This is a genomic window from Nitrospirillum amazonense, from assembly GCF_029594735.1.
GTDB classification, from domain to species: Bacteria; Pseudomonadota; Alphaproteobacteria; order Azospirillales; family Azospirillaceae; genus Nitrospirillum; species Nitrospirillum amazonense.
Genome location: NZ_JARPAF010000004.1, coordinates 760,371 through 787,092, shown reverse-complemented (window position 1 = coordinate 787,092; position 26,722 = coordinate 760,371). Strand labels below are relative to the sequence as shown.

The following is a 26,722-nucleotide window of genomic DNA, read 5'->3' as shown; positions in this document are numbered from 1 at the left end:
ATGTCAGTCCCGCTGGGAGATACCGCTCAAGGCCCGACCGGCGGTGGCGCTCGCGCGCAGCGCCAGGTCGCCAAGCGCGACAATGCCGACCAGGCGCTTTTCCCGGTTCAGTACGGGCAGGCGGCGCATCTGCACGTTCACCATGTTGTGGCAGACCTGCTCCACATCCTCGTCCTCGTAGCAGTAGCACACCTGCGGGGTCATGACCTCGCCCACCGTGGCGTCGGGGCCGCGCCCCTCGGCGACGCCGCGGATGGTGATGTCGCGGTCGGTGATCATGCCGACCAGGCGATCGCCCTGGCCGACGGGGATGGCGCCGATGTCGCATTCGGACATCAGCCGCGCGGCCTCGCGCAGCTTCTGGTCCGGCGTCGCCAGCTTCACGTTGGTGGACATGATTTCCTGGATCCGCATCGCATACTCCTTCGCCTGGGTTGACATGTGGCCCGTCCCCCGCACCGGCATCCCTGGGCAGCATCCGCGGGGTAAGGGCTGGGGGAAGGGACTGGGGCTGGGCTCACTGCCTCAACGCCCAGGCCGGGCGGGTGTTCCCGGCACCAAGCCGAGGACTTGCCATATCCCCTCGGGGGGGATAGGTTTAGCCCACCATGACGCATGCCCATCGCCTCGGCACCCGCCCATGACGCCGCTTTCCGACCTGCTGCAGCAGGGGGCCGGCAACGCCTGGCTATTTATTCCCAGCGCCATCCTTCTGGGCGCGCTGCATGGGCTGGAGCCTGGGCATTCCAAGACCATGATGGCGGCCTTCATCATCGCCATCCGAGGCACCGTCTCCCAGGCGGTGCTGCTGGGCTTGTCCGCCACCTTGTCCCACACCCTGGTGGTCTGGGCCGTGGCCCTGGCCGGCCTGCATTTCGGCCGCAGCTGGAACGCCGAGACGACGGAACCCTATTTCCAGATCGCGTCATCCATCCTGATCATCGCCGTCGCCCTATGGATGCTGTGGCGCACCCGGCGCGCCCAACTGGAGGAAGCAGGCCACCATCAGGGCCACGGACATGATCACCACCATGACCATCATCACGGGCATGATCACGGGCACGACCATGATCATCACGCCCACCACGCTCACGACCATCGCCACACGGCAGGCGGGCTGGATCTGGGCGTCGCCGGCTATCTGGACGCGCATGAGCTGGCACATGCCGCCGACATCCAGCGGCGCTTCGCCAACCGGACGGTGACCACGGGCCAAATCGTGCTGTTCGGCCTGACGGGCGGGCTGATCCCCTGCCCCGCCGCCATCACCGTGCTGTTGCTGTGCCTGCAGTTGAAGCAGGTCAGCCTCGGCGTGGCGCTGGTGCTATGCTTCAGCATCGGCCTTGCCCTGACCATGGTCAGCGCGGGCGTCGTGGCGGCGCTGGGCATGCGCCATGCCTCCCGCCGCTGGGGGGCCGCCTTCGCCGTATTGGCCCGCCGGGCGCCCTATGCCTCCGGCGCGCTGATCATCCTGGTCGGCCTCTCCATCGGCTGGCAGGGTTGGAGCGCCCTGCCCTGAGCGGTTACAGGGCTTAGGCCTTCAATTGGCCAGGCGCTGGACGATGAGGTCGAACAGCGCCCGCAGACGCGGCAGGCGCCGCAGGTCGCGGTGATAGCCGATCCAGGTGTCGCGGCTGGGCGGCGCCTCGCCCAAATCGACCAGGGCGATGCCGGGCGTGCTGTCCCCCAAGGGCCGGGGCAGCACCGCCAGGCCCGCCCCGAGGGCGCACAGTCGGGCCTGGACCTCGCGGCTGTTGCTGCGCGACACCACGGCGGCCTTGGGCAGCAAGCGGGTGACCCAGCCAACGTCGGGCATGCCGCCGAACGCCGTGTCCATCAACACCAGCCGGCAACCCGCACCATCGCCCGCCACCGGATTGCACAGGCCGGGCTTGGCATAGAGGCCATAGGGGATGGTCACCAGCCGGCGGGCGATGACCTCCGGCTCATCAAACGGTTTTATGCGCATGACCAAATCCGCCTCACGCCGTGGCAGGCTGTAGAGGCGCGGGTCGGTCAGCAATTCCACCACCACGGCCGGATGCATGCCGGCGAATTCGGCCAGCACGGGGGAAAGCATCGCCACCCCGAACCAGTCGGAGCAGGAGACACGCAACATGCCCTCCAGCCCGCCGACGCTGCCGGCCAGCTGGCGCTGCAGGGCCAGCGCCTCCTCCTCCATGCGCAGGGCGGGACCTAGCATGGCCTGTCCCTCATCGGTCAGGACGAAGCCGTCGCTGGTGCGCTGGAACAGGGCAGCACCCACCGCCTCCTCCAGCGCGCGCAGGCGCCGGCCCATGGTCGGCTGCGTCTGGCCCAGCTTACGGGCGGCGGCGCCCAAGGTACCCTCCCGGGCGATGGCCAGGAAGATGGGCAGGTCACTCCACTCCAGGACGCGCATAAGCTCACCCAAACAAAACTGCATGACATTCGTACATTTCTTAAGATTTCCATGCATCGCGGTTGGGCGCAACGTTTGTTGGCGCCGATGAAGGCGCCCCCGAACCGGAGCAGACCGCCATGACAACCACCATGAAGGCCGCGATCGTCGAGACGCAGAACGGCCCCTTCCGCATCACCGACGTCGCGCGCCCCCAGCCGGCCCCAGGCCAGGTGCTGGTCCGCATCCAGGCCAGCGGGGTCAATCCGCTGGACACCAAGATCCGGGCCGGCGCCGCCGCCCATGCCCGCCACCCCCTGCCCGCCGTCCTGGGCCTGGACCTGGCCGGCGTGGTCGAGGCGGTGGGCCCCGGCGTCACCACCTTCCGCCCGGGTGACGAGGTTTACGGCATGACCGGCGGCGTGGGCGGGCTCCAGGGCTCCCTCGCCCAGTACGCCGCGGTCGATGCCGATTTGCTGGCGCTGAAGCCGGCCAACCTGACGATGCGCGAGGCCGCCGCCCTGCCGCTGGTGGCCATTACGGCCTGGGAAGGGCTGGTGGACCGCGCCAAGGTGCGGCCCGGACAGACCCTGCTGGTCCAGGGCGGCGCTGGCGGTGTCGGCCACATGGCGGTGCAGATCGGTCGCGCCCTGGGGGCCAAGGTCTATGCCACGGCCAGCGCCGAGGATGCCGCATATGTGCGCAGCCTCGAGGCCACGCCCATCGATTACGCGACCGAAACGGTGGCGGATTATGTGGGCCGGCTGACGGGCGGCAAAGGCTTCGAACTGGTGTACGACACCAACGGCGGCGCGGTGCTGGATGCGTCCTTCCAGGCGGTGGCCCGCTTCGGCCACGTGGTCAGTGCATTGGGTTGGGGCAGCCATCCCCTGGCGCCCCTGTCCTTCAAGGGGGCGACCTATTCCGGCGTCTTCACCCTGGCGCCGCTGCTGACCGGCTTGGACCGCGCCCACCATGGCGAAATCCTGGCGCAGGTCACCACCCTGATCGAGGCCGGCAAGCTGCTGCCCCGCCTGGACCCGCGCACCTACACCCTGGACAGCGCGGCCGGGGCCCACACCGCTATCACCGACCGCAGCGCCAAGGGCAAGATCGTCGTCTCGATCGCCTGAGACGGGCGGCTGAAGGGCGGCGCCGGCCCGCTGTCAGCGTCCGTGCCCTTCATGGGCCAAATGTGGCGACAGCGATTCAGGGGTGTCGTGGGCCTCACGCGAGGGTGGGATGACGAAGAAGCCGTGGGTGCCATCGCGGCGCAGTTGGCCCACCAGGCCGTACTCCCAATCCAGATAGGCCTGCATCGCCTCCACCGCGTTATCAGTGCCCTCATAGGGCCGGCGGTAGACATCATCAGGGGCGGACAGGTAGGCGCCCTCCCCGGTTTCCAGCTGCAGGCCGGCGGCCGTCCATGCGGCCGTGCCCCCGTCCAGCACCAATGCCGGCCGGCCCGTCAGGGCCTGGATGTCAACGGCGGCGAAGCGGGCGCCGACGCCGTCGAGGGAGGTCACGACGATGGTGCCCTGGCGCGCCGCCGCCGGCAGGTCCGCCGCCAGCCGGGCGCGGATGATGAAGCGGGCCCCCGGGACATGGCCCCGCCGATAGGCCGGACTGGGGCCCACATCCAACAGGGTGACGCCGCCCCCATTCGGTAGATTGGCCGCCAGCAGCCGCGCCAGATGAGTGGGCGGTATGGCCTCCGCAGCCGGCACCGGCGGCAGAGTGGGCCGCCACGGCCCCGTGGCGGTCAGGGCGGACGTGGGAACGTCGTCCAGCACCAGCACCTCCCACCCCATCTGGGCCAGCCAGGACGCGCTCATGTCCGCGCGTACCGACAGGGTGTCGAACAGCACGATGCGGGCGCCGCGCACCGGGGCGGAATGGTCCGTCTCCTGCACCAGCTGGCCGCCCGGCGCGCCGCGGAAGCCGGGCAGATGCCCGGCCTGATACTCCTCCGGCGTGCGCACGTCCAAGCGGTAGAGGGTACGCCCCGGCTCCTCCAGCGCCTCCAGCTGGGTGTAAGACAGGCGGCGCACACCAGCGCGATAGGCCACGGCGCGGGCTGCCGTACGGGCCGCTTCCTGAGCCGCGCTGTCCACCGCACCGAAGCGGCGTTCCTGCCCATGCTCCAGGGTAAAGCCGGCCAGGGTCCAGCCTATGGTGCCGTTGCGCAGCGCGTAGACGGGGTTGGGCACCCCGGCGTTGCGCAGCGACTGGGCGCCGATCAGGCTGCGGGTGCGGCCGGCGCAATTGACGATGATGGTGGTGCTGGGGTCGGGTGCCAGAGTGCGGGCGCGCAGCACCAGCTCCGCCCCCGGCACGCTGGTGCCGGTGGGGATGCTCATGGTGCGGTATTCCTCAAACCGCCGGCTGTCCAGCACAACCACGTCCGCCTGCTCATCCAGCAGGCCCTTGACCTCCGGCGCGCTGAGCGAGGGCGTGTGCGCCTCCGTCTCCACCAATTCGCCAAAGGATTTGGACGGCACGTTCACGTCGCGGAAGATCTCGTAGCCGGCGGCACGCCAGCCTTCCAGGCCGCCGGCCAGCAGGCGGACGTTGGTGTAGCCCAAGGCCCCCAGTGTGGCCGCTGCCCGCTCCGCCAGCCCCTCCCCCGCATCATACAGCACGATCGCGGTATCGCGCCGGGGCACGCGGTCCAGCACCTCCAGCTCCAGCCGCGACAGGGGCAGGTTGGCGGCGAACAGCGGATGGGCCTGGGCGTAGGGATCCTCCTCCCGCACGTCCAGCAGGGCCAGTTCGCGCCGGGCGATCAGATGGAAGCGGACGTCCTCGGGGGGGACGGCGGCGGCTGCGGAGGGGGCGAAGGACATCAGGCGTGCTCCAGGGCCGGCGTGCGGGTGACGGCGAAGGCGGGGGTGGCGCCGGCGTTGCTGTAGCCGGAGATGAAGGGCTTGCGCGGTCCCTCCGCCGGGTAGACCCAGCGCCGCACCTGGCCGATATCGGCGCCATAGACGTGGATGCTGACGGAGGTGCGGTCCAGGTGGGCGTTGGTTACGCGGTGGATATCGCCCGCCTGGGGCGACAGCGTCTCCACCTCCCCAGCCTCCAAGCGCTGCTTGGGGCCGATGGCCACCAGCTCATCGCGCGACCCCACGACGAAGCGCTGGGAATATTCCGCCCCGCGCAGGATGCCCACCAGGCCCCAGACGGTGTGGTCATGCACCGGCGTCTCCTGCCCCGGCCCCCAGACGAAGCTGACGACGGAATAGCGTCCATCGGGATCGGCATAGAGCAGGAACTGGCGATAGCGCACCGGGTCGGGCTCAGCATAGGCGGCCGGCAGCCAGTCGTCCTGGGCCACCAGTTCCGCCAGCGCATCCCGCGCCTGATCCAGCAACGCGCCCTCGGGCAGGCGCTGATCCAGGATCGCGTCCAGCCGGCCGACGAAGGTACGCAGCCGCGCCGGCGCCTCAGGGTTGGTGGTCTCGCTCATCTCGTCCCTCCGCCTGGTGGCATCAATGGGTGGGTGGACAGCAACCGTAGAGGTTGGACCATAGCCGGGGAAATCGAGTTTTTCTGAAGGTGGCCTTGAGGCCCGGTGGTCCGCTGGTGGAAGCTTAGCAGACCTGCGCCTCACAGCTTATACCCCACCTTGAAGAACACGGTGCGCGGCGGGCTTTCCACGTAGTACCAGACCGTGCCGGCGGCGGAGGCGGAATAGCTGCCGCCCTGGGGCAGGCGGCGGTCGGCCAGGTTGCGGACGGTGGCGGAGAAGGTCCAGCGCTCGTCCTCGGTCGTGTATTTGGCGAATAGGTTTATGTTCCACTGCGCCGGGATGGCCACCTGCCAGGAGTTGGCGACGTCGGCGTAGGACAGCGTCTGGTACTGGGCGTCCACGCCTACCTGCGCCTGGCCCGGCACCGCCAGCGGCAGGGTGTAGGTCGGGGCCGTGCGGAAGGTCCAGCGCGGGGCGTAGGGCAGCCGGTTGCCGCTGGCGCTGGTGCCGATGCCGGCGTAGTTCGGGAACTGGTCGTACAGCGCCAGGGTGTAGCTGGCGGAATTGTCCCAGCGCAGGCCATCGAAGGGCTGGAAGGTGGTCTCCAGCTCAAACCCCTCGGTATGGGCCGACGCCGCGTTCAGACGGCGGGAGCGCAGTGTGGCGGGATCGGTCGCCGTCGCCTGCAGGTTCGTGTAGTCGTTGTAGTAAAGTGCCAGGTTGACCAGCAGCCGCCGCTCCCACCACTGGCTTTTCACACCCACCTCATAGGTCTCGACCTTTTCCGGCTGGTAGGGCAGCTGGGCGTTGATCAGCGCGCTGGCCCGGTTGTCGAAGCCACCAGCCTTGAAGCCCTTGGAATAGCTGGCATAGGTCAGGAGGTCCGGCGTCCATTGGTAGGAGACGCCGAACTTGGGCGTCAGCGAGTACCAGGTCGCGTCCGACTTGGCCTGGAAGGCGCCGGCCTTGTTGGTGGCCGTGGCCGGCACGATGGGGTTGCCGGCGGCATCGGTGATGCGCGTGCCGTCCGGCGTGTCGTCAAACTGCCGATAGGTGAAGTCGCGGCTTTCGATGGTGTAGCGCAGGCCCACCGTGCCGGTCAGCTTGTCGGTGACGTGGTAGTCACCCTGGCCATAGGCCGCGTAGCTGTCGGTCTTGGTGTTGCCCACCTGGTCCTGCGGCGGGTTGGCCAGGCTGGGATAGCTGAAACCGTTGCGGTCGCTGGAGAAATTTTCGTGCAGGTAGAACAGGCCGCTGGTGAAGTCCAGCGGACCCCAACTGCCGTTGGCCTGGAATTCCTGCGTCAGCTCATTCTCGTAATAGCGGATGTAGTTCACCTGCTTCACCGCCGCCTCGCCGTCGTTGTCGTAGGCGACGGGCGCCTGGCCGAACAGGCGGTAGGCAGTCACGGACTTCAGGGTCAGCTTGTCGCCCAGCGCCTGGGTGATGCGCAGCGCCGCCCCGCCGGAGTTGGAGTTGTTCTGCGGCTGCGGTTCCGCGAACGACAGCGACGGGTCGAAGCCGCCGCCCGGCTGGTTTTTGGGCGTGTAATAGGCGGTGGTGGAGCGGTCGCGCTTGGCGTCCAGGGTCAGCTGGATGTCCAGGTCGTCCGTGGCCTGCAGCTTCAGCTTGGCGCGGGCGCTGTCCACGTTCAGGTCGTTCACGTCCTTGTTGATGGTGGGGTCGCGGGTGTAGCCGTCGTGCTGCTCATGCCCGTAGGCCAGGCTGGCGTACAGCTTGTTGGCGATCAGGGGGCCGGAGACGTAGCCGTGAGTCTCGAACGCACCCCAGGTGCCGACCCCGGCGTCCACCGACAGCCGCACCTCGTCATTCGGGTCGCGGGTGATGTAGCGGATGGCGCCGGCGCTGGTGTTGCGGCCGTAGAGCGTGCCCTGCGGCCCGCGCAAGACCTCCACCCGCTCCAGTTCCGCCAACAGGGGGGAGGCGGCAATGGAGCGCGGGATGTAGACGTCGTCCACGTACTGGGCGATGGCGGGGTCGAAGATGGGGTCGGTCTCACCGATGCCGCGCAGGAAGAACAGCTGCGTCGTCGGGGTGATGCCGCCGCGCGGCACCGTCAGGCCGGGCACCAGGCCCGCCAGGTCGCGCACCGTGCTGATGTGCTGATCGGCGATGGCGTCGCCGGTGTAGGCCGACAGCGCGATGGGCGTTTCCTGCAGCCGCGTCTGGCGCTTTTCCGCCGTGACCACGATATCGGCGATGCCGCCGCCGCTGGTGTCCAGGTCCGGCGCCACCTCGGCCACCGGCGCCGGGACCGTCTGGGCTGACGCGGATGCCGTCAGCGCGCACAGGGCAATCCCCAGCAGCAACGAAGAAACGGCAACGGGGGAAAACGAGGCCCGGCGAACCATGGAAGAGTGCTCCGCGAAACGAATGGGGAAGCATTCGTTTCGCGTATTTCACAGTTCCATAAAAACGAGATTTGCTTATGTGATTAGTGATTGCCCGTCAAATGACTGTGATATTTTCCAATATCACAGTCATTGCCGTTAGGGCAGACGGCGACGCGGCCGCCCCTTGGAACCGGATGGGCCCTATCGCCCAAGCCACCTTACCGCCGCCGCGTCGGTGTCATCCGGCCGGGTGTTGAAGGCGATACGGGAGTGTGGGGCCACGCGGTGGATGGTGTTCAGGACGGTTTCCAGCAGGATGAGGTTGGCCGGCGGGTTGCGGATGCCGGCACCGATCACCACCACGTCATAGGTCGCGCGGGACAAGGCGGCGGTGACTTCCGTCTCCGCCACGGCGGGGGCGGGCTGAACATACAGGTTGTCGCAGATGTAGCCCTGGTCCTCCAGCGACTGCTTGGACGCAGTCACGCCCGCGCGAACCTTGTCAGCCGTCATGCCCGGGATGATCCCCGGTGCCGTGAAGTCCACGGTGTCGGGATCCTGCCCGACGATCAGGATGCGATGAGTCATAGCGCAAAACTCCCCCAGATTTGCGACGGGAGGATGCAATGAAAGCGACCACGACGCAAGCACAGGGCAGGTCAGATTCAGACCTTCACAATTCCCGTCGTGCCCAGGTTCGCCCATTCATGGGGTCACGCCGGCCAGCCCCAGCGCCTGCGCAATCCGGACCAGCTTGTCGGGGTTGCGGGTGATGTAAATGGCGGTGATGCGGCCGTCTTCGATCTCGAAGGCGGTGGTCTGCAGCGCTGTGCCCCGCTCCACACTGACATAGCCCGGCAGGCCGTCGATGCGCATGGACCGGATGAAGGCGGCCGACTGGAATTCCCCCTTGGCATACAGGCTGGCGAACAGGCGGACCATACGCTCCACCCCGACGATGGGGTTGCGGAAGGCGTGCACCTTGCCGCCGCCGTCAGCCCGCAGCACCACGTCCTGCGCCAACAGGCCCCGCAGCGTGTCCACATCACCCAGGTGGGATGCAGCGTAGAAGGCCTGGGCGATGCGCTCCCCCTCCTCCGGCGCCACGGGATAGCGGGGGCGCGCCTCCTGCACATGACGGCGGGCGCGCACGGCCAGCTGGCGCACGGCGGCGGCATCGCGGTGCAGGGTGCCCGCCACCTCGTCCAACGCCACGCCGAACACGTCATGCAGCAGGAAGGCCGCCCGTTCCAGGGGCGACAACCGCTCCAGCGCCATCATCAGGGTCAGGGTCAGGTCATCCTCCCCCGCTTCCTCGTCACTGCCGGCCAAGGGCTCCGGCAGCCAGGCGCCGACATACGTCTCCCGCCGCACCCGGGCCGATTTCAGCGTGTCCAGGCACAGGCGGGTGACGATGCGCGACAGGAAGGCGGCGGGGACCTCCACCGCGGCGTGATCCGCCTGCCGCCAGCGCAGGTAAGCCTCCTGCACCACGTCCTCGGCTTCCGCCAGGGAGCCCAGCATGCGGTAGGCCAGGCGCACCAGCCGGGGCCGGTGCGCCTGAAAGATCGCGGTGGTGTCCCCGCCGTTCATCAGGCGGCCGCCCCTTGGATGGGCGCCACCGGCGGATGGGCGGCGCGGAAGCCTACCTGCAGGCGGTTCCACAGGTTGATGATGCCGATGGCCAGCGACAGCTGCACCTGCTCCGCCTCGGTGAAGTTGGCCTGCACCAGGGCGTAATCCTCATCCGGCGCACCGGTGTCGGCCACGCGGGTCAACGCCTCCGTCCAGGCCAGCGCCGCACGCTCACGATCGGTGTACAGGGAGGAATCCCGCCAGGCGTTCAGCAGATGCAGGCGCATCTCCGTCTCCCCCATCTTGCGGGCGTCGGTGACGTGCATGTGCAGGCAGAAGGCGCAGCCATTGATCTGCGACGCCCGGATCTTCACCAGTTCCAGCAGCGCCGGCTCCAGCCCGCTGGCCTTGAGGGCGTTGCTGGCCGCCAGCAGCCCCTTGATGGTCTCGGGCGCCAGCTTGAATGCGTCATTGATGCGGGGGGTGTGGGTGCTCATCGTCATCTCCATCAGGTCATGCGTCATCGCATGCCCCAAAGACGAGATGGCGTCATGGCCGTGTGACATGGGGCCTGAAAAAATTCCGGCCCCACGCATTTCATTCCTATCAGGCCGTGGTGCTTGATCAGATTGACGGAAGATTCCCCCTGTGGTCAGGGAGCGGATCGGCCGCCTCCCCGCCACAGGAAGAGGGATACCAGATGCTTATCCGGGCCTTCTTCCTTCATCTCCGTTTCCGGTTCTTCGGCATGGCCGTGGAACTGAAAATCGGGAGGTGAAGGGCGCCGGGGAGAGTAGCCGCTCTCCCCGGTTGCCCTCAGAAAATACCGCGTTCTGCGATCTTGGAAAATCACAAAACGTAGCGCCTCGCGACACGGCGCGAATTGCTCGTATCGCTAACCGTAGCGCAATGCCCGTAGCGCAATGCCCGCCGCGTAGCGCTAATGTCATTCTATAAAGTCGCGTATCGCGGCGTACCGCGAAACGCATTCTTCTACGCCGTTACAGTTTCGCCAGCACCTCATGCAGGCTGTCGTCCCACAGCGGGCGCACATCCACCGGGGCGGGAATGACGCCGGCGGCGGCGAAGGTGTCGGCCACGTCCTGTTGCGAGGCGATGGCCGCGTCGCTTATCGGCAGCAGGCGATAGCCGGCGCTGCGCTCCCGGTATTCCTGGATGTAGGCGGCCTCGGGAATGCTGGTCAGCTGCGCCCGGATGCGGGCCCAGCGGGTGTAGTCCGCCTCGATCCAGGCCAAGGTCTTGGCGTAGCGCTGCAGGTAGTCGCCGATAGCACGCCTCTTAAGCGGGTCGGCCAGCGCGTCCTTGGATGCGGCCACCAGATAGTTGCCGGACAGGCGGTGCAGGCCGGTGGTCAGCACCCGGGCCCCGGCCTCGCGCGCCAGTTGCACCACCACGCCATAGATGACCCAGGCGTCCAGGCTGCCCTGGTTGAAGGCCGCCAGGCCGTCCTGCGGCGACAGCGCCACCGGCGTGATGTCGGCGAAGGTCAGCCCCTGTTCCTTCAGGATCTTCAGCAGCATGTATTGCGAGGTGGTGGCGCGGACATAGCCCACGCGCTTGCCCTTGAGATCCGCCGTGGTCTGCAGCGGGCTGTCCTTGGGCACCAGCACCACCTGGTTGTTCACGTCGCCCTGCAGCACGGCGATGATGCGCACCAGGGGGTTGGCGGCGGCGATGAAGATGGGCGGGATCTCGCTCATGCCGCCCACGTCCAGGGAATGGGCGTTGATCGCCTCCGCGATCAAATTGCCGCCCGCGAACTGCGCCGTTTCAAGCGTGTAGGGCGTGTCGGCCACGCCCGCCTGCTCGAAGAAGGAGTCCGGGTTGCCCCGGTATGTCGCCGCCCGCAGGGTGACGCCGGCAAGGTCCGCATCCTTCTTGCGGCCGCAGCCGGCCAGGTTCAGGGCGCCCAGGCCCAACGCCCCCGCCGCCAGCCCCTGCAAGGCGGACCGGCGCGAAATCAGCATCATGGGTTCGGTCTTTCTTTTAGTAGCCGCTAATAGCCGCGCGACAGGTCGACCACGTCCTGCAGCGGCTCTCCACGGCGGAAACGGATCAGGTTATGGGCCAGCTGGGCCGCCAGGTTGGCATGGGTATCCGGCGTGAAGACGGAGGTGTGCGGCGACAGGCGCACGCGGGGGTGGCTGTAATAGGGGTGGCCGTCCGGCAGTGGTTCCGGATGCGTCACGTCCAGGGTGGCCAGCGAAACCCGCCCCTCCGCCAGCGCGGCCAGCAGCGCCTGGTCGTCGATCAGCGCGCCGCGCGCCACGTTGACCAGGTGCAGGCCGGGCTTGGCGGTGGCCAGCACCCGGGCGTTCACCAGATGGTGGGTTTCCGCCGTCGCGGGTGCCGCCAGCACCACATGATCGGCGCGGGCGAACAGCGCCGCCACGTCATCCACCCGCTCCACGCCGGGCACGCCCAAGTGACCGGCGCCACGCCGCGTGGCCAGCACCGTCATGCCCAGCGCCAGGGCCTTGGGCGCCAAGGCCTGGCCAATGCCGCCGAAGCCGACAATGCCCAGGGTGGCGCCTTCCACCAGGCCCAGGGGCGATGGTTGCCAGTCGGCCGCCCGGCTGACCCAGATATCGGGGAAGCGCTTGGCGGCGGCGAAGATGGCGGCCAGCGAGAACTCGGCCAGAGCCGTGGCGGAGGTGCGCTTGGCCGCCGTCACCACCGGCCCCTCGAACAGCCAGCCGGGATAGAAGTCGATGCCGACGGAAACCAGCTGCACCCAGCGCAGGTTGAAAGGCCAGCCCGGCGGCTGGGCCGGCAGATCGCCACCGGCGCGGCGGAAGGGCGCGGCCACGAAGACGTCGGCGTCGCACGGCCACTCGGCCGGCACCCCCCGGGGCAGGGTGATCAGCTCGACCGCCCCCTCCCCCGTCGCGGCGATGACCCGCCGCACCACCTCGGCATTGATGGGCTCGGCCAGTTGGCTGGCCACGCGGATGGGGCTCATTCGGCGGCCACCGCCGTGGCGTGTCCGGCCTCCCTTGCCGCGACCGCCTGGCGCACCAGGGGAATGAGGTCGCGGCCATACTCGATGGCGTCCACCAGCGGATCGAAACCCCGGATGAGGAACGTGCGCACGCCAAGGTCATAATAATCCAGCAGCGATTCCGTGACCTGCTCCGGCGTGCCCACCAGGCTGGTGGAATTGCCCTGGGCGCCGGTCAGGGCGGCGATCTCCGTCCACAGGCGCTTGTCCCGCACCTTGCCGGCGGCAGCCGCCGCCAGCAGGCGCTGCGAGCCCACATTCTGCGGTTCGCCCGTGCGCACGGGCCGGAAAGTCGACTGGGTGGCGCGCAGCTGCTTGGCCTGCTCCAGGATGCGGTCAGCCTTGGCCCAGGCCTCCTCCTCCGTCCGCCCCAGGATGGGGCGCAGCGACAGGCTGAACTGGACATGGTCCTGACGCCCGTGCAGGGCTGCGGCGGCGCGCACCTTGGCGATGGTCTCGCGCACGTCGTCCAGCGGCTCGCCCCACAGGGCGTAGACGTCGGCATGACGGCCGGCCACGGCGATGGCCTCGTCCGACGATCCGCCGAAGTAGATGGGCAGCGTGCCGTTGATGGGCTTCACGTACGATTGCGATCCGCGCGACTTGTAGTAGGGACCGTCATGGTCGAAGGGCGCCGTGCTGGTCCACACCTTGCGCACCACCTCCAGATAGTCGTCGGTGCGGGCATAGCGTTCCGTCTTGTTCAGGAAATCGCCGTCGCGCTGCTGCTCTTCGTCCGACCCGCCGGTGATGATGTGCACGGCCAGGCGTCCCTGGCTGAATTGATCCAGCGAGGCCAGCTGGCGGGCGGCCAGCGTGGGCGCCACGAAGCCCGGGCGGTGGGCCAACAGAATCTTCAGCCGCTCCGTCTGCTGCACGGCGTAGGCCGCGATCTGGAAGCCATCCGGCGAGGCGCTGGAGTGCGCGATCAGCACGCGGTCGAAGCCGGCATACTCCTGGGCCCGTGCCACGGTGCCGATGTAATCACGGTCGATGATGGGGCCGCTGCCGGGCCGGGTCTCGGACCCGTCCTGCGACCCGATGAAGCCGATGAACTGCAAGGTGTTGGACATGGCGGAACCCTTTCAGGATGGGGGCTTCAGGACGGGGTGGCGGCGGCGAAGGCGGCGCGGCCGGCGCCGACCAGCACCACATCGGCCTGGGGGGTATGGATGCGGCCGCACAACACGTCGCGGTAATGCCGCTCCAGCGGGTTGTGGCGGGTGATGCCGGGGTTGCCGGTCAGGCGCACCGCCGTCTCCACCGCCTGGATGGCGTTCTCGGTCACCAGGTGCTTGACCAGGCCGGCTTCCGCCGTGGTGGTCTCGCCGCGTGTGGCGGCGGCCAGCAGGGCGCGGTTGGACAGCAGCAGGCCGTTGATGGTCCCCACCGCCTCTTGGAAGCGCGGCAGGGTGGACAGGGCGGCGCCCAGGTTGCTGGGCACCCGCCGGCGGGCGAAATCGATCAGCCAGTCGCGCGCCGCCTCCGCCACCGCATCATAAATGCCAGCGGTCAGCACAGCTGCCCAGGCGCCGAAGACGGCGTCGCGCGGGCTGAGTTCGCCCGGCTTGCGCAGGTCCAGGGCGTGGTCCAGCGGCGTGGGCACGTCGGTCAGGATGACGTCGTGGCTACCGCTGGCGCGCAGGCCCAGATGGTCCCAGGTTTCCACCACCTGGATGCCAGGGCTGTCGCGATGCACCAGGAAGCCGCCAACGCGCGGCTCCGCCTCATCGGTGCGGGCCCAGACCACCAGCCAGGTCAGCGCCGGGATGCCGGTGGAATAGAGCTTGTGGCCGCTGATGGACCAGCCATCGGCGGTGCGCCGCGCCACCGTGGCCGGCAGGCCGCCGCGCGCCGGCGTGCCCAGGTCGGGCTCCACCCGCAGGGCATTGATCAGGGCGCCGTTCTCCACCGCATCCCGCGCCACCCGGGCATAGAGCGCATCGGACACGCCGCGCTGATCAACGGAAGCATGAAACAGATACTGCATGACCAGCACCAGGGCGGTGGCGGGGTCGCCCTTAGCCACCGCCCGCACCACTTTCAGCGTGGTGGCGAGGTCGGCACCGGCACCGCCCCAGGCGGGCCCCACCGTCAGGCCCAACAGGCCCTTGGCGTGCAGGCTGCTGAAATTTTCGAAGGGAAAGCTGCCGTCGCGGTCATGCGCGGCGGCGCCGGCGGCGAACTCGGCCGTCAGCTCGGCCAGCACGGCGTCCAGGGCCGGGCCGTCGAAGCGCCCCTCCTCCACCGCTTCCACGCGGCGCAGGGCCGCCGTCATGACAGGCCCCCGCCCAGCTGGGCGCCATGATGGGCGCCGCCATTAAGCGCACCGTTATGGCCATTGTGACCGTTGACAGCGTGTCCGTTGACAGCGTGACCGTTGACGGCGCCCGGCCGGTTCCAGCCGGGGCGCAAGCCAGCGGCGGGCGGGATGAAGGTCAGGGGCGCCGTGTCGCGCGGCGCCGGCTGCTCCACCCCCAGATGGCCCAGCAGACGGCGACGCAGGGCCTGGAACTCCGGCCCCGCCTCACGCGGGCGGGCCAGGGTCACCTTCTCCTCCACCGCCAGCCGGCCGTCGGCTAGCACCAGGATGCGATCGGCCAAGGCAATCGCCTCATCCACGTCATGGGTGACCAGCAGCACGGCCGGACGGTGCGCCCGCCACAGCGACAGCACCAGCTGATGCATGCGCAAACGGGTCAGGGCGTCCAGGGCGGCGAAGGGTTCGTCCAGCAGCAACAGTTGCGGTTCCCGCACCAGGGCGCGGGCCAGGGCGGCGCGTTGCGCCTCACCGCCCGACAGTGTGGCGGGCCAGGCGTCGACGCGATGGCCCAGGCCTACCTCCTCCAGCGCCGCCGTGGCCTGCAGGCGGGTGCGGCCGCCCTTCAGGCCCAGGGTGACGTTGCGCCACACCTTCTTCCACGGCAGCAGGCGCGGTTCCTGGAACACCACGGCGCGGGCGCCGGGGGTGGATACCTGCTCCGCCGGGGCGGCGTCCAAGCCAGCCAGGGTGCGCAGCAGGGTGGTCTTGCCCGAGCCGCTGCGGCCCAGCAGGGCCACGAACTCACCCGGGGCGATGTCCAGGTCCAGGTCGCGCAGCACGGTGACGTCGCCAAAGCGGCGGGTGAAGCCACGCACGCGAACCGCGGCGTCGCTGGACGCGGTGGAGCTGTCGGCAGTCAAGGGGGCAGCTGTGAGAGGGGCGGTGTTGGAAGCCATGGTTCAGCGCTCCAGGAAGGTGGGACGCCAGGCCAGCAGGCGGCGCTCCAGAAGGCGGACGAGGAAGTCGGTGCCCAGGCCCAGCACGGCATAGACGCCCAGGCAGACGACGATGATGTCGGTGCGCATGAAGTCGCGGGCGTTGTTAATGAGGTAACCCAGGCCGGCGGAGGCGTTGATCTGCTCCGCCACCACCAGGCTCAGCCAGGCATGGCCCAGGGCGTAGCGCAGGCCGACCAGGAAGGACGGGGTGGCCCCCGGCAGCACCACGTTGGTGATCAACTCCAGCCGCGACAGGCCGAAGCTGCGTCCCGCCTCCACCAGCTTGGCCTCGATGGCGCGGATGCCGGAGAACAGGGTGAGGTAGGTGGGGAACGCGGCGCCCAGGGCGATCAGCGCCACCTTGGGCACCTCGCCAATGCCGAACCACACGATGAACAGGGGCACCAGCGCCAGGAAGGGCAAGGTGCGCAGCATCTGCATCAGAGGGTCGACCAGCGTCTCCCCCCGGCGGAACAGGCCCGCCAGGACGGCGAGCACCGTACCGACACCGACCCCGATGCCCAGGCCGGTGGCCACGCGGACCAGCGACACCAGCAGGTTGGACACCAGCTCGCCCGAGGCCAGCAGGGTCCAGAAGGTGGCCAGCACGGCGCTGGGGGCGGCGAGCACGCGGGAGGGCACCAAACCCACCCGCGACCCCAGTTCCCACGCCAGGATCAGAGCCAGGGGCACGGTCCAGCGCGAATTGCCCAGCCGGGCCAGGAGGCGCCGGATCAGCGGAACGCCAGCGAGCCGGGGGGCGGGGCGGGGGACGGCGGACAGTGCCGCGTCTTGCGGAGCGTCGAGGGTCAGGGACAAGGCCGCACCTCATTCTACATGTGAAATATGGTGATCTCCGATCGGTAAACTCCATTAAATGTCGTGGATTTTAATCCGACAATGGACTTCTCATGCTGTGAATGTTTGAAAATTCTCAAGCATGGAGATTTCGTTGCGTGGCGGTGGACGGCTTGGCCATTGCCCCGCTGGCGGTGCTACAAGAACGGCAGGCAGAGGGAAGGGAGGCCGCCATGGCCAGCCAGCAGTTCGATTTCGATAGCGCCAAGGGGTACCGGTTGTCCGGCCGGATCGAGCCGGCGGAGGGTACGCCGCGCGGCTGGGCCATCTTCGCCCACTGCTTCACCTGCGGAAAGGACAGCCTGGCCACCACGCGGCTGGCCCGTGCCCTGGCCATGGCCGGCATCGGCGTGCTGCGCTTCGACTTCGCCGGGCTGGGCAAAAGCGGCGGTGACTTCACCGGCGGCGGTTTCGCGGCCGATGTCGATGACCTGATGGCGGCCTATGCGGCCATGACCCAGGCGGGCATGCCGCCCAGCCTGCTGGTGGGCCACAGCTTCGGAGGGGCCGCGGCCCTGGCGGCCGCCGGCGACATGCCCACGGTCAAGGCCGTCGTGACCATCGCCGCCCCGTCCGACGTGGCCCACGTGCTGCAGACCTTCGGGCCGGAAGCGCTGAATCGCATCGAGGCGCAGGGTGAGGCCGAGGTTGATCTGGCCGGCCGGCCCTTCGTGATCCGCCAGAGCTTCGTCGATGACGCCCGCGAACAGGATCTGGCAGCGCGCATCGCCCGCCTGCGCCGCCCGTTGCTGATCCTGCACTCCCCGGGCGACATGACGGTGGGCATTGACAACGCCACCCGCATCTTCGTGGCTGCGAAACATCCCAAGAGCTTCGTCTCGCTGGACGACGCCGACCATCTGCTGACCCGCCCGGCGGACGCCGACTACGCGGCGGCCGTCATCGCCGCCTGGGCCAGCCGCTACCTGCCGCAGCAGGGCGAGACGCCGGACCCGCATGGCGAGGCGGAAGGCGTGCTGGCAACGGAGACGGGTCACGGCCGTTATCAACTGGCCATGCGCAGCGGACCGCATCAGTTTCTGGCGGACGAGCCGGTGGACGTGGGCGGCCTGAACAGCGGCCTCGCCCCCTACGACTTCGTGTCGGCGGGCTTGGCCGCCTGCACCACCATGACCATGCGCATGTATGCGGAGCGCAAGGGCCTGCCCCTGGTACGCGCCCAGACGCGGGTGGTGCATACCAAGCGGCCGGACCAGACGCCCGCCGACCTGTTCACCCGCACCATCACCCTGGAAGGCCCCCTGGATGCGGAGCAGCGCGCCAAGCTGCTGTCCATAGCCAACCGCTGCCCGGTGGACATCACCCTGACCCGCGCGTCGGAGGTGGAGACGCTGCTGGTGGATGAGCAGCCGGACGACCAGCCCTCCTGATACAGGCGGCCCCTACAGCACCCGCTCGAAGGCCGGCCGCACGTCCAGGCCGTCGCCACCCAGACCCACCTTGGCGAACTGGTCCACGATGCTTTGCTGGTCGGCGATGATACCGTCGTCCAGGGCCACGGGGTGGAAGTTGGTGCGGCGGATCATGAGCGACGCCACCTCCGCCGGCACGCCCGTCTGCTGGGCGAAGACCGCGGCGTAGGCGTCGGGCTTGGCGGCGGAATACTCCCGTGCCCGGTCGATGCGGGCCACGAAGTCCCGCACCAGGGCGCGGCGGGCGGACAGCGCCGCCGGTGTGGACAGCAGATAGGAAAGGCCGGGCATGCGCCCCTGCGCGTTCACCAGCACCTTCAGCCCATCGTGCAATTCCCCCAGGGCGGTATAGGGGTCCCAGGTGGCCCAGGCGTCGATGCTGCCGGCCAGCAAGGCGGCCTTGGCGTCGTTGGGCGCCAGGAAGGCGATGGTGACCTTGTCCACCGGCACGCCCGCCTCCGCCAGCGCGCGCAGCACCAGGAAATGACCGATGGAGCCCTTGCTGGTGGCGACGGTGCGGCCGGCGAGATCGGCCACCGCCTGGACCGGGCCGTCCGGCTTCACCAGCACGGCGGTACCCTCACCGCTGGAGCGATAGGCGGAAACCGCCTTGATCTGGGCCTTGCTCGCCAGGCCGAAGCCGAAGGGCGCGTCGCCCACCGCGCCCACGTCGATGGCCTGGGCGTTCAAGGCCTCGATCACCGGGGCGGCATTGGGGAATTGCGCCCATTCCACCTGATAGTTCAGAGCAGGCTTGTCATCGGGATAGGCACTGAGCAGGGCCTGCAGCCCGCCGCGCTGGTCCCCCACCTTCAGGACGCTTGGCGCCTTCTTGTCGTCGCAGGCCGTCAGCAGCGCCGGGGCGGCGATGATTGCGCCCAAACCCGCCCCCGCCCGCAGAAAACCGCGCCGCGACCAATCCCGAACCCACGCCATGTTGCACCCGAACCCATGCCATTGCAGCGAGAACCCAGGCTAACGGACGGGCACGCCGCCGACTGTTTGATAAGTTTCAACAGTCCCTTGAGCGGCACCGGCCGCAGCGCCGCTCGCAGGGCCGCTCAAGGGATGCTTTAAAATCCCCAATTTGACGTCCCGGCCGCGTGGATCGACGCTGAAGGCCAATCGACGCGATGGAGAATGAGGATGGCGGACGGATCCTACCTGGGCATCCAGTCCCTGAAGGGGCGGGTGGATGAGGCGGAGTGGCAGACGCGGGTGGAACTGGCGGCGCTGTACCGCCTGGTGGCGCTGTTCGGCTGGACCGACCTGATCTACACCCACATCTCCGCCCGCGTGCCGGGGCCGGAGGAGCATTTCCTGATCAATCCCTACGGGCTGTTTTTCGACGAGATCACGGCCAGCAGCCTGGTGAAGGTGGACCTGGACGGGAACATCCTGCAGGCGCCGGTCTGGGAGGATACGGAATACGGCATCAACCCGGCGGGCTTCACCATCCATTCCGCCATCCACGGCGCCCGGCATGACGCCAAGTTCGTCATCCATCTGCATACCGCCGACGGCATCGCCGTCTCGGCGCACAAGGAGGGGCTGCTGCCCCTGAACCAGCATTCCCTGACCGTCATCCCGCGCCTGGCCTATCACGACTATGAAGGCATCGCGCTGCACCTGGATGAGCGGGAGCGGCTGGTGGCCGATCTGGGCGACAAGAGCCTGATGCTGCTGCGCAACCACGGCACCCTGGCCCTGGGCCCCACCGCCGCCCACGCCTTCCTGGGCATCCACGCCCTGGAACGCTCCGCCACCCTACAGGTGCGCACCCTCAGCGCCGGCCGCGACGGCATCCTGCTGGCGCCCGAGCATGCCCAGGCCGAGGTGCGCCAGCAGGTCGCCAACCACCGCCCCGACCACGCCAAACTGCCGTGGGCCGGCCTGCTGCGCCGCCTGGCCCGGGAGTCGCCGGGGTACGATAGCTGACCCTTCCGCATGGGCGATCCAGCCCCCGCATTGCACCCCGTCCAGGACATCGCCACTATCGGTTCGCGCGCCGGTGCGGATGGCGAGGCGCACCAGTCCTCGACGGGGAAAAGCATGCGGCGGTCCAGGTGGTCGTACTGTGTGGCCGGCGCCGGTCTTCTGATCGGCGTCCTGACGGCGGGACCTGGAGCATGGGGCCAAACGGCACCGACGACGGCCTGGGCCGCCTACCCCTGCTATGAGGCCGCCAATCCCGACGATCTTCGCCTGTGGCCTGGGCGTGCGCCGGGGGCGGTGGGGGATGATCCCTGCCGCGACGTCCCTTTTGTCCAGGTTTTCCGGGCGCGCGGGGTGGATCATGGCCCGGCCCTGGTGCTGATTCCCGGTGGCGGTTACGATCACCTGTCCAATGAGCGCGAGCAGGCGACGGTCGCGGCCTATTTTGCCGAACACCTCAAGATCACCACTTTTTTGCTGGCCTACCGGCTGGTGCAGCCGGACGGGACGTACCGCTACCCCGTGCCGCTCTGGGATGGACGCCGCGCGGTGCGGCTCGCACGCGCCCTGTCGTCCCGCTATGGGGTCGATCCCAATCGGATCGGCGTGTTTGGATTTTCAGCCGGCGGCCACTTGGCCGCCTTGATCGCCTTCCGGCCCAAGGACGATTTCGGCTTCGCCCCTGGGGACGTCATCGATGCCGCGGACGACAGGGTGGCCGTCCTGGGGTTGGGTTATCCCGTGGTCAGCCTTGATCCCACCGTGGTGCCGCCGTCCGGCAGTGTCAGGCACCTGTTGGCCGGCTACCGCGGCGCGGAGCGGGCCGCCCTGGAACAACAACTTTCCGCCCAGACGCAGATTGGCCCGGACGCGCCGCCGGTTTTCCTATTCGACGGGCTGGATGACCAGCGCGTCAGCGCCAAGAACAGCCTTTTGCTGGCGCAGGCCCTGCGCGACGCGGGGGTGCCCAACGACATCCATTTGTTCGACCATGGCCCCCACGGGGTGGGGCTGGCGACGGGCGTCACCGGAGAGGAGGCGTGGCCCCGCCTGTTTCAGGACTGGCTGCTGCAGCGCGGCTTTCTCCCATAAGCGCACACCCATCCTCACGCCGCGTTGGCCCGCGGCTCACCCTCCTCACCGCCGTCGTCCCCGGCGCCCTGGGCGCTGATCGCCTGATGCACCAGGCTGATCAGGCTGGTGATGGACTCGGACGGATTGGGGCGGTGGGCCAGGACGACGCTGACGGGGGCCAGGGGCGGCAGCACGCCCAGCGGCAGGGGCGGCAGCGGGTCGAAAGCCATGGCGCGGCAGGTCAGGCCCAGGCCGGCGCGCACGGCGGCACGCAGGCTGGACAGGTTGGGCGTTTCCACCACGATGCGGTGGGGCCGGCCAATGCGGTCCAGGGCCGCCAGCGCCGCTTCGCGGAAGCGGCAGGGCGTTTCCAGCACCACCAAGGGCAGCACGTCGGCGCTCAACAGTTCCGGATTGCCCATCCAGCGCACCGGCACCGTCAGCACTCCGTTGGGGTCCCCCGCGGGGCCGAAGCCCGCCACCACATCCAGCCGGTCGGCCGTCATCTGCTCCAGCAGCTCGGCCGTCCCGGCGATGCGGGCATGCAATTGCGCCTGGGGATGGATCTGGGCGTAGCTGGCCAGCACCCCGGTCAGCAGCGTATCGGTCATGTCCTGCACCATGCCCACCCGCACCGGCCCGGCGAAGGCGCCGGCGGTGACGGCGCTGACCGCCTGCTCGTTCATTTCCAGGATCTTGCGGGCGAAACCCAGCAAGGTCACCCCCGCCGGCGCCAGCGTCAGGCGCCGCCCCTCGCGCAGGAACAGCTGCGTCTGCAACAGATCCTCCAGCCGCTTGATCTGCAGGCTGAGGGCGGACTGCGTCAGGAAGATGCGCTCCGTCGCCTTCTGCAGGGTGCCGGCGTCAACGATGGCGACGAAGGTGCGCAGCAGCTCGGTGGGCAGATTGGGGGGCATGGGGCACGGTCCTCACTGTCCATGGGTTCTCATTGATCCCAATTACACATGCCGGAACGCAAGACAGCAAGCCGAGTCCGCAGCATAGCGATGTACAATATATCGCATAGCTCTTAATTTAACACTTATTTACCGTGTTATAAGAATCCAGCCTTTCCAAGGCTTCACCCTGTGCAGCCCGTCGCAATGATGCGCGGCCTGACTACCAATTTAGTGCCCTCATCAAATCCTCAAGGATAAGTCGATTTACGGGCCAGGGCGGCGGCCTGTCTAAAAACCCAACGCTTTATTCAACATCGGGGAAGCCCGGCAGGCGTGCCAAGTCGGGCCCAAGGGGGTTTTACATGCATGCCGCCGCTATTCTGAGCCGTCACAAGATTCTGCTGCTGGCCACCGCGCTGGCCCTGCCCGCCGTGGCCACCACGGTGCACGCGGCGGAACCGGCCGGCCCGGCGACCACAACCACCGGAGCCCCGGCCAGCGATAGTGTGGAATTGGACGCGGTGCAGGAAACGGTGGTGACCGGCCTGCGCGGCGGCAGCCGGGCGGCCATCGACAGCCCCTCCCCCATCGATGTCGTCGGCTCGGCGGCTTTGGCGGAAACTGGCAAGGTCGGCCTGAAGGAACTGCTGAACCAGTTGGTGCCGTCCTTCAACCTGCCGGGCGTGAACGGCGGCGGCACCAGCTGGACCGTGCGCTCCACCACCATGCGCGGCCTGAACGGCGACCAGGCGCTGGTGCTGGTCAACGGCAAGCGCCGGCACAACACGGCGCTGATCAACAACCTGGCGCGCATCGCCAACGGCGGCGTACCGGTGGACCTGGACCTCATCCCCGTGGGCGCCATCGACCATATCGAGGTGCTGCGCGACGGCGCCGCCGCCCAGTACGGCTCCGACGCCATCGCCGGCGTCATCAACGTCATCCTGAAGAAGGCACCTGAGGGCGGTAGTGTGGAAAGCAGCCTGGGCCAGAACTACGGCGGCGACGGCTTCACCAAGCATGTGGCCGCCAATTACGGGCTGGAGTTGCCTCGGCAAGGCTTCCTCAACCTGTCCGCCGACTACAAGGACAACCAGTCGGCCAGCCGCGCCGCGCCCACCAGCGTGGCCAACCTGTACAATCCCCTGGCCAATGGCGCCCGCGACCCGCGCGAGGCCACGGCCGACCGCACCTTCTACGGCAACAGCTATGGCCCAGGGCAGGAGACGATCTACAGCGGATCGTACAACGCCGAGCTTCCGGTTGGTGACGACGCCACGCTCTATTCCTTCAGCACCGTGTCAAAGCGCCGCTCACGCAAGAACACCGGCAGCTTCCTGCCCAACAACATCAACTCCCTGGCCGAGGTCTATCCCAACGGCTTCAACGCCCTGCGCCGCATTTGGGAGACGGACTTCCAGACCACGGTCGGCGGGCGCGGAGAAATCGCATCCTGGTCCTGGGACCTCAGCACCACCTACGGCCGCGACAATGCCAAGCTGGATGGCGAAAACACGCTGAACGCCACCTTGGGGCCCACAAGCCCCACCTATTTCCACCTGGCCGACCAGATCTTCGACCAGGTGACCACCGACCTGGATGTCAGCCGGGCCCTGAATCTGGGCCTGCCCGCCCCCGTGACCGTGGCCTGGGGCCTGGAACATCGGTATGAGCGTTACGAGATCGATCCCGGCGATCCGGCCAGCTACATCATCGGAAGCTACGTCATTCCCAGCGGCTACTACGCCGGACAGCATCCGCAGCCGGGCCTGGCGTCCTACACCGGCACCTCGCCCGCCGACAGCGGGGCCATCGCCCGGAACAACGGTGCGGCCTACATCGACCTGGCCACCAACCTGACGCCCGCCTGGTCGCTGGACGCCGCCGGCCGGGTGGAGCATTACACCGGCGCCGTGGGCGACACCGCCAGCGGCAAGCTCGCCACGCGCTATGAACTGGCGCCCGGCTACGCCTTGCGCGGCACGATCAGCAACGGCTTCCGCGCGCCCTCGCTGGCACAGACCATCTACGCCTCCTCCACCTTCACCGGCACGGTGGACGCCGCCGGCAATTACATCACCCTGCCCATCAAGGTGCTGCCGGCGACCTCGGGCGAGGCCAAGGCCCTGGGCGCCACGCCGCTGACGCCCGAGACGTCCACCAACTACAGCGTCGGCGTGACCGCGGAGCCGGTGCATAACCTGCAGCTGACGCTGGACGCCTACCGCATCGACATCAAGGATCGCATCGTCGAGACCGGGTTGCTGACCGGCAACGCCGTCTCCGCCATCCTGCAGCGGGCCGGCTTCGCCCCCGGCCTGTCGGCGCAGTACTACACCAATGCCGTCGATACCCGGACGGAGGGGGTGGACGCCGTGGCCAACTACCTGGTCGATCTGGGCGACGCCGGCGACGTCCGGCTGGGTGCCGCCTACAGCTGGACGCGCACCTATATCACCCACATCAAGCCGACACCGACCCAGCTGTCCAGCCTGGGCTATGCCCTGTTCGACCGGCAGCGCCAGGCGGACCTGACCGACGGCACGCCGCGCGGCAAGGCCATCCTGTCCGCCAACTGGCACTGGGACCGCCTGCATGTCGACACGCGCCTCACCCGCTACGGCAGCTATACCGAGGCCGGCACGGTGGCCGCCAACGACCGCACCTTCGGCGCCAAATGGATCACCGACCTGGACGTGGGCGTGGACCTGACCGACCGCATCAGCGTCAGCCTGGGCGCCAACAACCTGTTCGACGTCTATCCCGACGCCATCGGCATCGTCGACGCCAAGACCGGCCTGAACAAGTACGGCCTGTTCTCGCCCTTCGGCATCACCGGCGGTTATTACTACAGCCGCGTGTCGGTGAAGTTCTGAGCCATCCTTCAGCGCCGCCAAACAGTCGCTGCACGATTTCCAAAATTTCCCGGCGGCCTGGCGGCGCTAGACTTTCCCTGAGATAGCCCCATCCCGAACCGATCAACCGGCGGCCAGCCCGGCCGCCGACTGGAGACACGCACCATGACCCGTTCCCTGCACCTGGGCGCCATCCTGGCCGGCGTCGGCACCAGCCACGACGATTGGCGCGACCCCGACCTGCCCGGCGACGCCAGCATCGACATCAACTGGTATATCAACGCCGCCCGCAAGGCGGAGGCCGCCAAGTTCGACCTGGTCTTCATCGTCGACAGCCCCTACATCACGCCCGACAGCGCCCCCCATTTCCTGAACCGGCTGGAGCCGCTAACCCTGCTGTCGGCCCTGGCCGTCTCCACCAGCCACATCGGGCTGGTGGGCACGCTGACCACCTCATACTGGGAGCCGTACAACGTCGCCCGCCAGTTCGGCTCGCTGGACACCATCAGCCGCGGACGCGCCGGCTGGAACGTGGTGACCACCGGGCTGGAAGGCGCCGCCCGCAACTACGGCCGGGACCACCACCTCGACCATGCGGAACGCTACCAGCGCGCCCGGGAGTTCGTATCGGTCGTCCAGGGCCTGTGGGACAGCTATGAGGACGACGCCTTCCCCCGCGACAAGGCGGCGGGCGTGTTCCTGGACAAGACCAAGCAGCATGCGCTGAACCACAAGGGCCGCTTCTTCTCCGTTGCCGGGCCTCTGGCCCTGACCCGCAGCCCGCAGGGCCAGCCGGTCATCTTCCAGGCGGGCGACAGCGACGCCGGCCGCAACCTGGGTGCCACCATCGCCGACGCCACCTTCGCCAGCGCCGACGGGTTCGAGGCGGCCCAGGCCTATTACGCCGACCTGAAGGCGCGCGCCGCCGCCCAGGGGCGCAACCCCGACCATATCGTCGTCCTGCCCGGCCTGACCGTCACCATCGCCGACACACAGGATGAGGCGGATCGCCTGGCCGCAGCGCACGAGGCGGAACTGGATTTGGACAAGCTGCTGGTCCAGCTGGGACGGCCCTTCAACTACCATGATTTCCGGCAGTACGACCTGGACGCGCCCTTCCCCGACCTCAGCCATGTCAGCCTGAACGGCTACAAGGGCCATGCGGAGCGCATCATCAGGACCGCACGGGAGGAAAGCCTGACCCTGCGTGAGGCGGCGTGGCGTTTCGGCCGCTGGCGCTCCGGCTTCGTCGGCACGCCGGAGGCGGTGGCCGACGAGATCGAACGCTGGTTCACCGGGCGCGCGGCCGACGGCTTCAACATCCATGTCACCAAGCCCGGCGCCTTTGCGCAGTTCACGGACAAGGTGGTGCCCATCCTGCAGCGCCGGGGTCTGTTCCGCGCCGATTACACGGCCGGCACCCTGCGCGGCCACCTCGGCCTGCCCATCCCCGCGAACCGGTACAGCGGACGGCTGGCGCAGGTGGCGGAATAGGGCCCGGCGAGCCATGTCCAATTGGGGGAATGAATGGCGGTGCCCTTCCCCCCGCCATCGGTGGTAGCGTGCGGGGATGGGCATTACCCCATCCCCGACGTTGACCACGG

The 26,722-nt window shown here is 68.5% G+C and carries 23 protein-coding genes; 7 read left to right on the top strand and 16 right to left on the bottom strand.

Annotated elements, in window-relative coordinates:
• Positions 1–3: 3 nt before the first annotated feature.
• Entirely contained in the window at positions 4–414 is a 411-nt protein-coding gene (locus P5F91_RS24280) for a CBS domain-containing protein (protein WP_277908498.1), read from the bottom strand.
• 226 nt (positions 415–640) lie between these two features.
• On the opposite strand from P5F91_RS24280, the gene P5F91_RS24275 reads away from it, so the two are divergent.
• Complete coding sequence (locus P5F91_RS24275; RefSeq protein WP_145613910.1) at positions 641–1,519, top strand: nickel/cobalt efflux transporter; 879 nt, start codon at positions 641–643, stop codon at positions 1,517–1,519.
• 21 nt (positions 1,520–1,540) lie between these two features.
• On the opposite strand, the gene P5F91_RS24270 is transcribed toward P5F91_RS24275, so the two are convergent.
• Positions 1,541–2,401 (bottom strand): LysR family transcriptional regulator, encoded by an 861-nt coding sequence (locus tag P5F91_RS24270; RefSeq protein WP_246134653.1) that lies wholly within the window; start codon positions 2,399–2,401, stop codon positions 1,541–1,543.
• A gap of 119 nt (positions 2,402–2,520) precedes the next feature.
• Here P5F91_RS24270 and P5F91_RS24265 point away from each other — a divergent pair, with 119 nt between their 5' ends.
• Positions 2,521–3,513 (top strand): zinc-dependent alcohol dehydrogenase family protein, encoded by a 993-nt coding sequence (locus P5F91_RS24265; RefSeq protein WP_145613909.1) that lies wholly within the window; start codon positions 2,521–2,523, stop codon positions 3,511–3,513.
• A 33-nt stretch (positions 3,514–3,546) separates the two neighbouring features.
• Here the strand turns inward: P5F91_RS24265 and P5F91_RS24260 are convergent, their stop codons facing one another.
• The 12 genes from P5F91_RS24260 to P5F91_RS24205 form a co-directional block, all read right to left on the bottom strand.
• On the bottom strand, positions 3,547–5,226 hold the full coding sequence (locus tag P5F91_RS24260; protein ID WP_145613908.1) for a rhodanese-like domain-containing protein: 1,680 nt from the start codon (positions 5,224–5,226) through the stop codon (positions 3,547–3,549).
• Positions 5,226–5,849 carry a cysteine dioxygenase family protein gene (locus P5F91_RS24255; RefSeq protein WP_145613907.1) on the bottom strand — a complete coding sequence of 208 codons (624 nt, stop codon included), beginning with the start codon at positions 5,847–5,849 and terminating at the stop codon, positions 5,226–5,228. Before P5F91_RS24255 ends, P5F91_RS24260 begins: the two co-directional genes overlap by 1 nt.
• Before the next feature lie 140 nt (positions 5,850–5,989).
• The gene (locus P5F91_RS24250; protein WP_277908497.1) at positions 5,990–8,224 is read right to left on the bottom strand and encodes a TonB-dependent receptor; all 2,235 of its coding nucleotides are present in this window, start codon (positions 8,222–8,224) and stop codon (positions 5,990–5,992) included.
• A 183-nt stretch (positions 8,225–8,407) separates the two neighbouring features.
• Positions 8,408–8,794, bottom strand: coding sequence for a hypothetical protein (locus P5F91_RS24245; protein ID WP_145613905.1), 387 nt, complete (start codon positions 8,792–8,794; stop codon positions 8,408–8,410).
• A gap of 117 nt (positions 8,795–8,911) precedes the next feature.
• Entirely contained in the window at positions 8,912–9,799 is an 888-nt protein-coding gene (locus P5F91_RS24240; RefSeq protein ID WP_145613904.1) for a sigma-70 family RNA polymerase sigma factor, read from the bottom strand.
• The gene (locus P5F91_RS24235) at positions 9,799–10,278 is read right to left on the bottom strand and encodes a carboxymuconolactone decarboxylase family protein (RefSeq protein ID WP_145613903.1); all 480 of its coding nucleotides are present in this window, start codon (positions 10,276–10,278) and stop codon (positions 9,799–9,801) included. The genes P5F91_RS24240 and P5F91_RS24235 overlap by 1 nt, the downstream gene beginning before the upstream one ends.
• A gap of 504 nt (positions 10,279–10,782) precedes the next feature.
• The gene (locus P5F91_RS24230) at positions 10,783–11,772 is read right to left on the bottom strand and encodes an ABC transporter substrate-binding protein (protein ID WP_277908496.1); all 990 of its coding nucleotides are present in this window, start codon (positions 11,770–11,772) and stop codon (positions 10,783–10,785) included.
• A gap of 26 nt (positions 11,773–11,798) precedes the next feature.
• On the bottom strand, positions 11,799–12,764 hold the full coding sequence (locus tag P5F91_RS24225; protein WP_277908495.1) for a D-isomer specific 2-hydroxyacid dehydrogenase family protein: 966 nt from the start codon (positions 12,762–12,764) through the stop codon (positions 11,799–11,801).
• Positions 12,761–13,876 carry an LLM class flavin-dependent oxidoreductase gene (locus tag P5F91_RS24220; protein ID WP_277908494.1) on the bottom strand — a complete coding sequence of 372 codons (1,116 nt, stop codon included), beginning with the start codon at positions 13,874–13,876 and terminating at the stop codon, positions 12,761–12,763. The genes P5F91_RS24225 and P5F91_RS24220 overlap by 4 nt, the downstream gene beginning before the upstream one ends.
• A 26-nt stretch (positions 13,877–13,902) precedes the next feature.
• Complete coding sequence (locus P5F91_RS24215) at positions 13,903–15,081, bottom strand: acyl-CoA dehydrogenase family protein (protein ID WP_277908493.1); 1,179 nt, start codon at positions 15,079–15,081, stop codon at positions 13,903–13,905.
• Positions 15,078–16,022, bottom strand: a complete 945-nt coding sequence (locus tag P5F91_RS24210) for an ABC transporter ATP-binding protein (RefSeq protein ID WP_422394495.1) — start codon at positions 16,020–16,022, stop codon at positions 15,078–15,080. Before P5F91_RS24210 ends, P5F91_RS24215 begins: the two co-directional genes overlap by 4 nt.
• 3 nt (positions 16,023–16,025) lie before the next feature.
• Entirely contained in the window at positions 16,026–16,883 is an 858-nt protein-coding gene (locus tag P5F91_RS24205; protein WP_246134652.1) for an ABC transporter permease, read from the bottom strand.
• A gap of 212 nt (positions 16,884–17,095) precedes the next feature.
• Between P5F91_RS24205 and P5F91_RS24200 the strand changes: the two genes are divergently transcribed.
• Entirely contained in the window at positions 17,096–18,313 is a 1,218-nt protein-coding gene (locus tag P5F91_RS24200; RefSeq protein WP_277908492.1) for a bifunctional alpha/beta hydrolase/OsmC family protein, read from the top strand.
• 12 nt (positions 18,314–18,325) lie between these two features.
• Here the strand turns inward: P5F91_RS24200 and P5F91_RS24195 are convergent, their stop codons facing one another.
• Positions 18,326–19,237, bottom strand: a complete 912-nt coding sequence (locus tag P5F91_RS24195; RefSeq protein ID WP_186455036.1) for an ABC transporter substrate-binding protein — start codon at positions 19,235–19,237, stop codon at positions 18,326–18,328.
• A 264-nt stretch (positions 19,238–19,501) separates the two neighbouring features.
• On the opposite strand from P5F91_RS24195, the gene P5F91_RS24190 reads away from it, so the two are divergent.
• Positions 19,502–20,293: a class II aldolase/adducin family protein gene (locus P5F91_RS24190; RefSeq protein ID WP_145613895.1), complete on the top strand. Its 792-nt coding sequence runs from the start codon at positions 19,502–19,504 to the stop codon at positions 20,291–20,293.
• A 372-nt stretch (positions 20,294–20,665) separates the two neighbouring features.
• Positions 20,666–21,382, top strand: coding sequence for an alpha/beta hydrolase (locus tag P5F91_RS24185; protein ID WP_277908491.1), 717 nt, complete (start codon positions 20,666–20,668; stop codon positions 21,380–21,382).
• A 14-nt stretch (positions 21,383–21,396) separates the two neighbouring features.
• Here the strand turns inward: P5F91_RS24185 and P5F91_RS24180 are convergent, their stop codons facing one another.
• Positions 21,397–22,281, bottom strand: coding sequence for a LysR substrate-binding domain-containing protein (locus P5F91_RS24180; protein ID WP_145613893.1), 885 nt, complete (start codon positions 22,279–22,281; stop codon positions 21,397–21,399).
• A 344-nt stretch (positions 22,282–22,625) separates the two neighbouring features.
• On the opposite strand from P5F91_RS24180, the gene P5F91_RS24175 reads away from it, so the two are divergent.
• Both P5F91_RS24175 and P5F91_RS24170 read left to right on the top strand, forming a co-directional pair.
• Positions 22,626–25,139, top strand: a complete 2,514-nt coding sequence (locus P5F91_RS24175; RefSeq protein WP_277908490.1) for a TonB-dependent receptor plug domain-containing protein — start codon at positions 22,626–22,628, stop codon at positions 25,137–25,139.
• Positions 25,140–25,283: 144 nt separating this feature from the next.
• The gene (locus P5F91_RS24170) at positions 25,284–26,612 is read left to right on the top strand and encodes an LLM class flavin-dependent oxidoreductase (protein WP_277908489.1); all 1,329 of its coding nucleotides are present in this window, start codon (positions 25,284–25,286) and stop codon (positions 26,610–26,612) included.
• Positions 26,613–26,722 lie beyond the last annotated feature (110 nt).

Excerpts from the sequence above, each read along its gene's own strand:
- P5F91_RS24270 (WP_246134653.1), bottom strand. The coding sequence starts at position 2,401 with ATGCGCGTCCTGGAGTGGAGTGACCTGCCCATCTTCCTGGCCATCGCC.
- P5F91_RS24190 (WP_145613895.1), top strand. The coding sequence starts at position 19,502 with ATGGCGGACGGATCCTACCTGGGCATCCAGTCCCTGAAGGGGCGGGTG.
- P5F91_RS24200 (WP_277908492.1), top strand. The coding sequence starts at position 17,096 with ATGGCCAGCCAGCAGTTCGATTTCGATAGCGCCAAGGGGTACCGGTTG.
- P5F91_RS24210 (WP_422394495.1), bottom strand. The coding sequence starts at position 16,022 with ATGGCTTCCAACACCGCCCCTCTCACAGCTGCCCCCTTGACTGCCGAC.
- P5F91_RS24220 (WP_277908494.1), bottom strand. The coding sequence starts at position 13,876 with ATGTCCAACACCTTGCAGTTCATCGGCTTCATCGGGTCGCAGGACGGG.
- P5F91_RS24235 (WP_145613903.1), bottom strand. The coding sequence starts at position 10,278 with ATGAGCACCCACACCCCCCGCATCAATGACGCATTCAAGCTGGCGCCC.
- P5F91_RS24170 (WP_277908489.1), top strand. The coding sequence starts at position 25,284 with ATGACCCGTTCCCTGCACCTGGGCGCCATCCTGGCCGGCGTCGGCACC.
- P5F91_RS24265 (WP_145613909.1), top strand. The coding sequence starts at position 2,521 with ATGACAACCACCATGAAGGCCGCGATCGTCGAGACGCAGAACGGCCCC.
- P5F91_RS24260 (WP_145613908.1), bottom strand. The coding sequence starts at position 5,226 with ATGTCCTTCGCCCCCTCCGCAGCCGCCGCCGTCCCCCCCGAGGACGTC.
- P5F91_RS24280 (WP_277908498.1), bottom strand. The coding sequence starts at position 414 with ATGCGGATCCAGGAAATCATGTCCACCAACGTGAAGCTGGCGACGCCG.
- P5F91_RS24230 (WP_277908496.1), bottom strand. The coding sequence starts at position 11,772 with ATGATGCTGATTTCGCGCCGGTCCGCCTTGCAGGGGCTGGCGGCGGGG.
- P5F91_RS24240 (WP_145613904.1), bottom strand. The coding sequence starts at position 9,799 with ATGAACGGCGGGGACACCACCGCGATCTTTCAGGCGCACCGGCCCCGG.
- P5F91_RS24215 (WP_277908493.1), bottom strand. The coding sequence starts at position 15,081 with ATGACGGCGGCCCTGCGCCGCGTGGAAGCGGTGGAGGAGGGGCGCTTC.
- P5F91_RS24250 (WP_277908497.1), bottom strand. The coding sequence starts at position 8,224 with ATGGTTCGCCGGGCCTCGTTTTCCCCCGTTGCCGTTTCTTCGTTGCTG.
- P5F91_RS24255 (WP_145613907.1), bottom strand. The coding sequence starts at position 5,849 with ATGAGCGAGACCACCAACCCTGAGGCGCCGGCGCGGCTGCGTACCTTC.
- P5F91_RS24175 (WP_277908490.1), top strand. The coding sequence starts at position 22,626 with ATGCATGCCGCCGCTATTCTGAGCCGTCACAAGATTCTGCTGCTGGCC.
- P5F91_RS24275 (WP_145613910.1), top strand. The coding sequence starts at position 641 with ATGACGCCGCTTTCCGACCTGCTGCAGCAGGGGGCCGGCAACGCCTGG.
- P5F91_RS24225 (WP_277908495.1), bottom strand. The coding sequence starts at position 12,764 with ATGAGCCCCATCCGCGTGGCCAGCCAACTGGCCGAGCCCATCAATGCC.
- P5F91_RS24245 (WP_145613905.1), bottom strand. The coding sequence starts at position 8,794 with ATGACTCATCGCATCCTGATCGTCGGGCAGGATCCCGACACCGTGGAC.
- P5F91_RS24180 (WP_145613893.1), bottom strand. The coding sequence starts at position 22,281 with ATGCCCCCCAATCTGCCCACCGAGCTGCTGCGCACCTTCGTCGCCATC.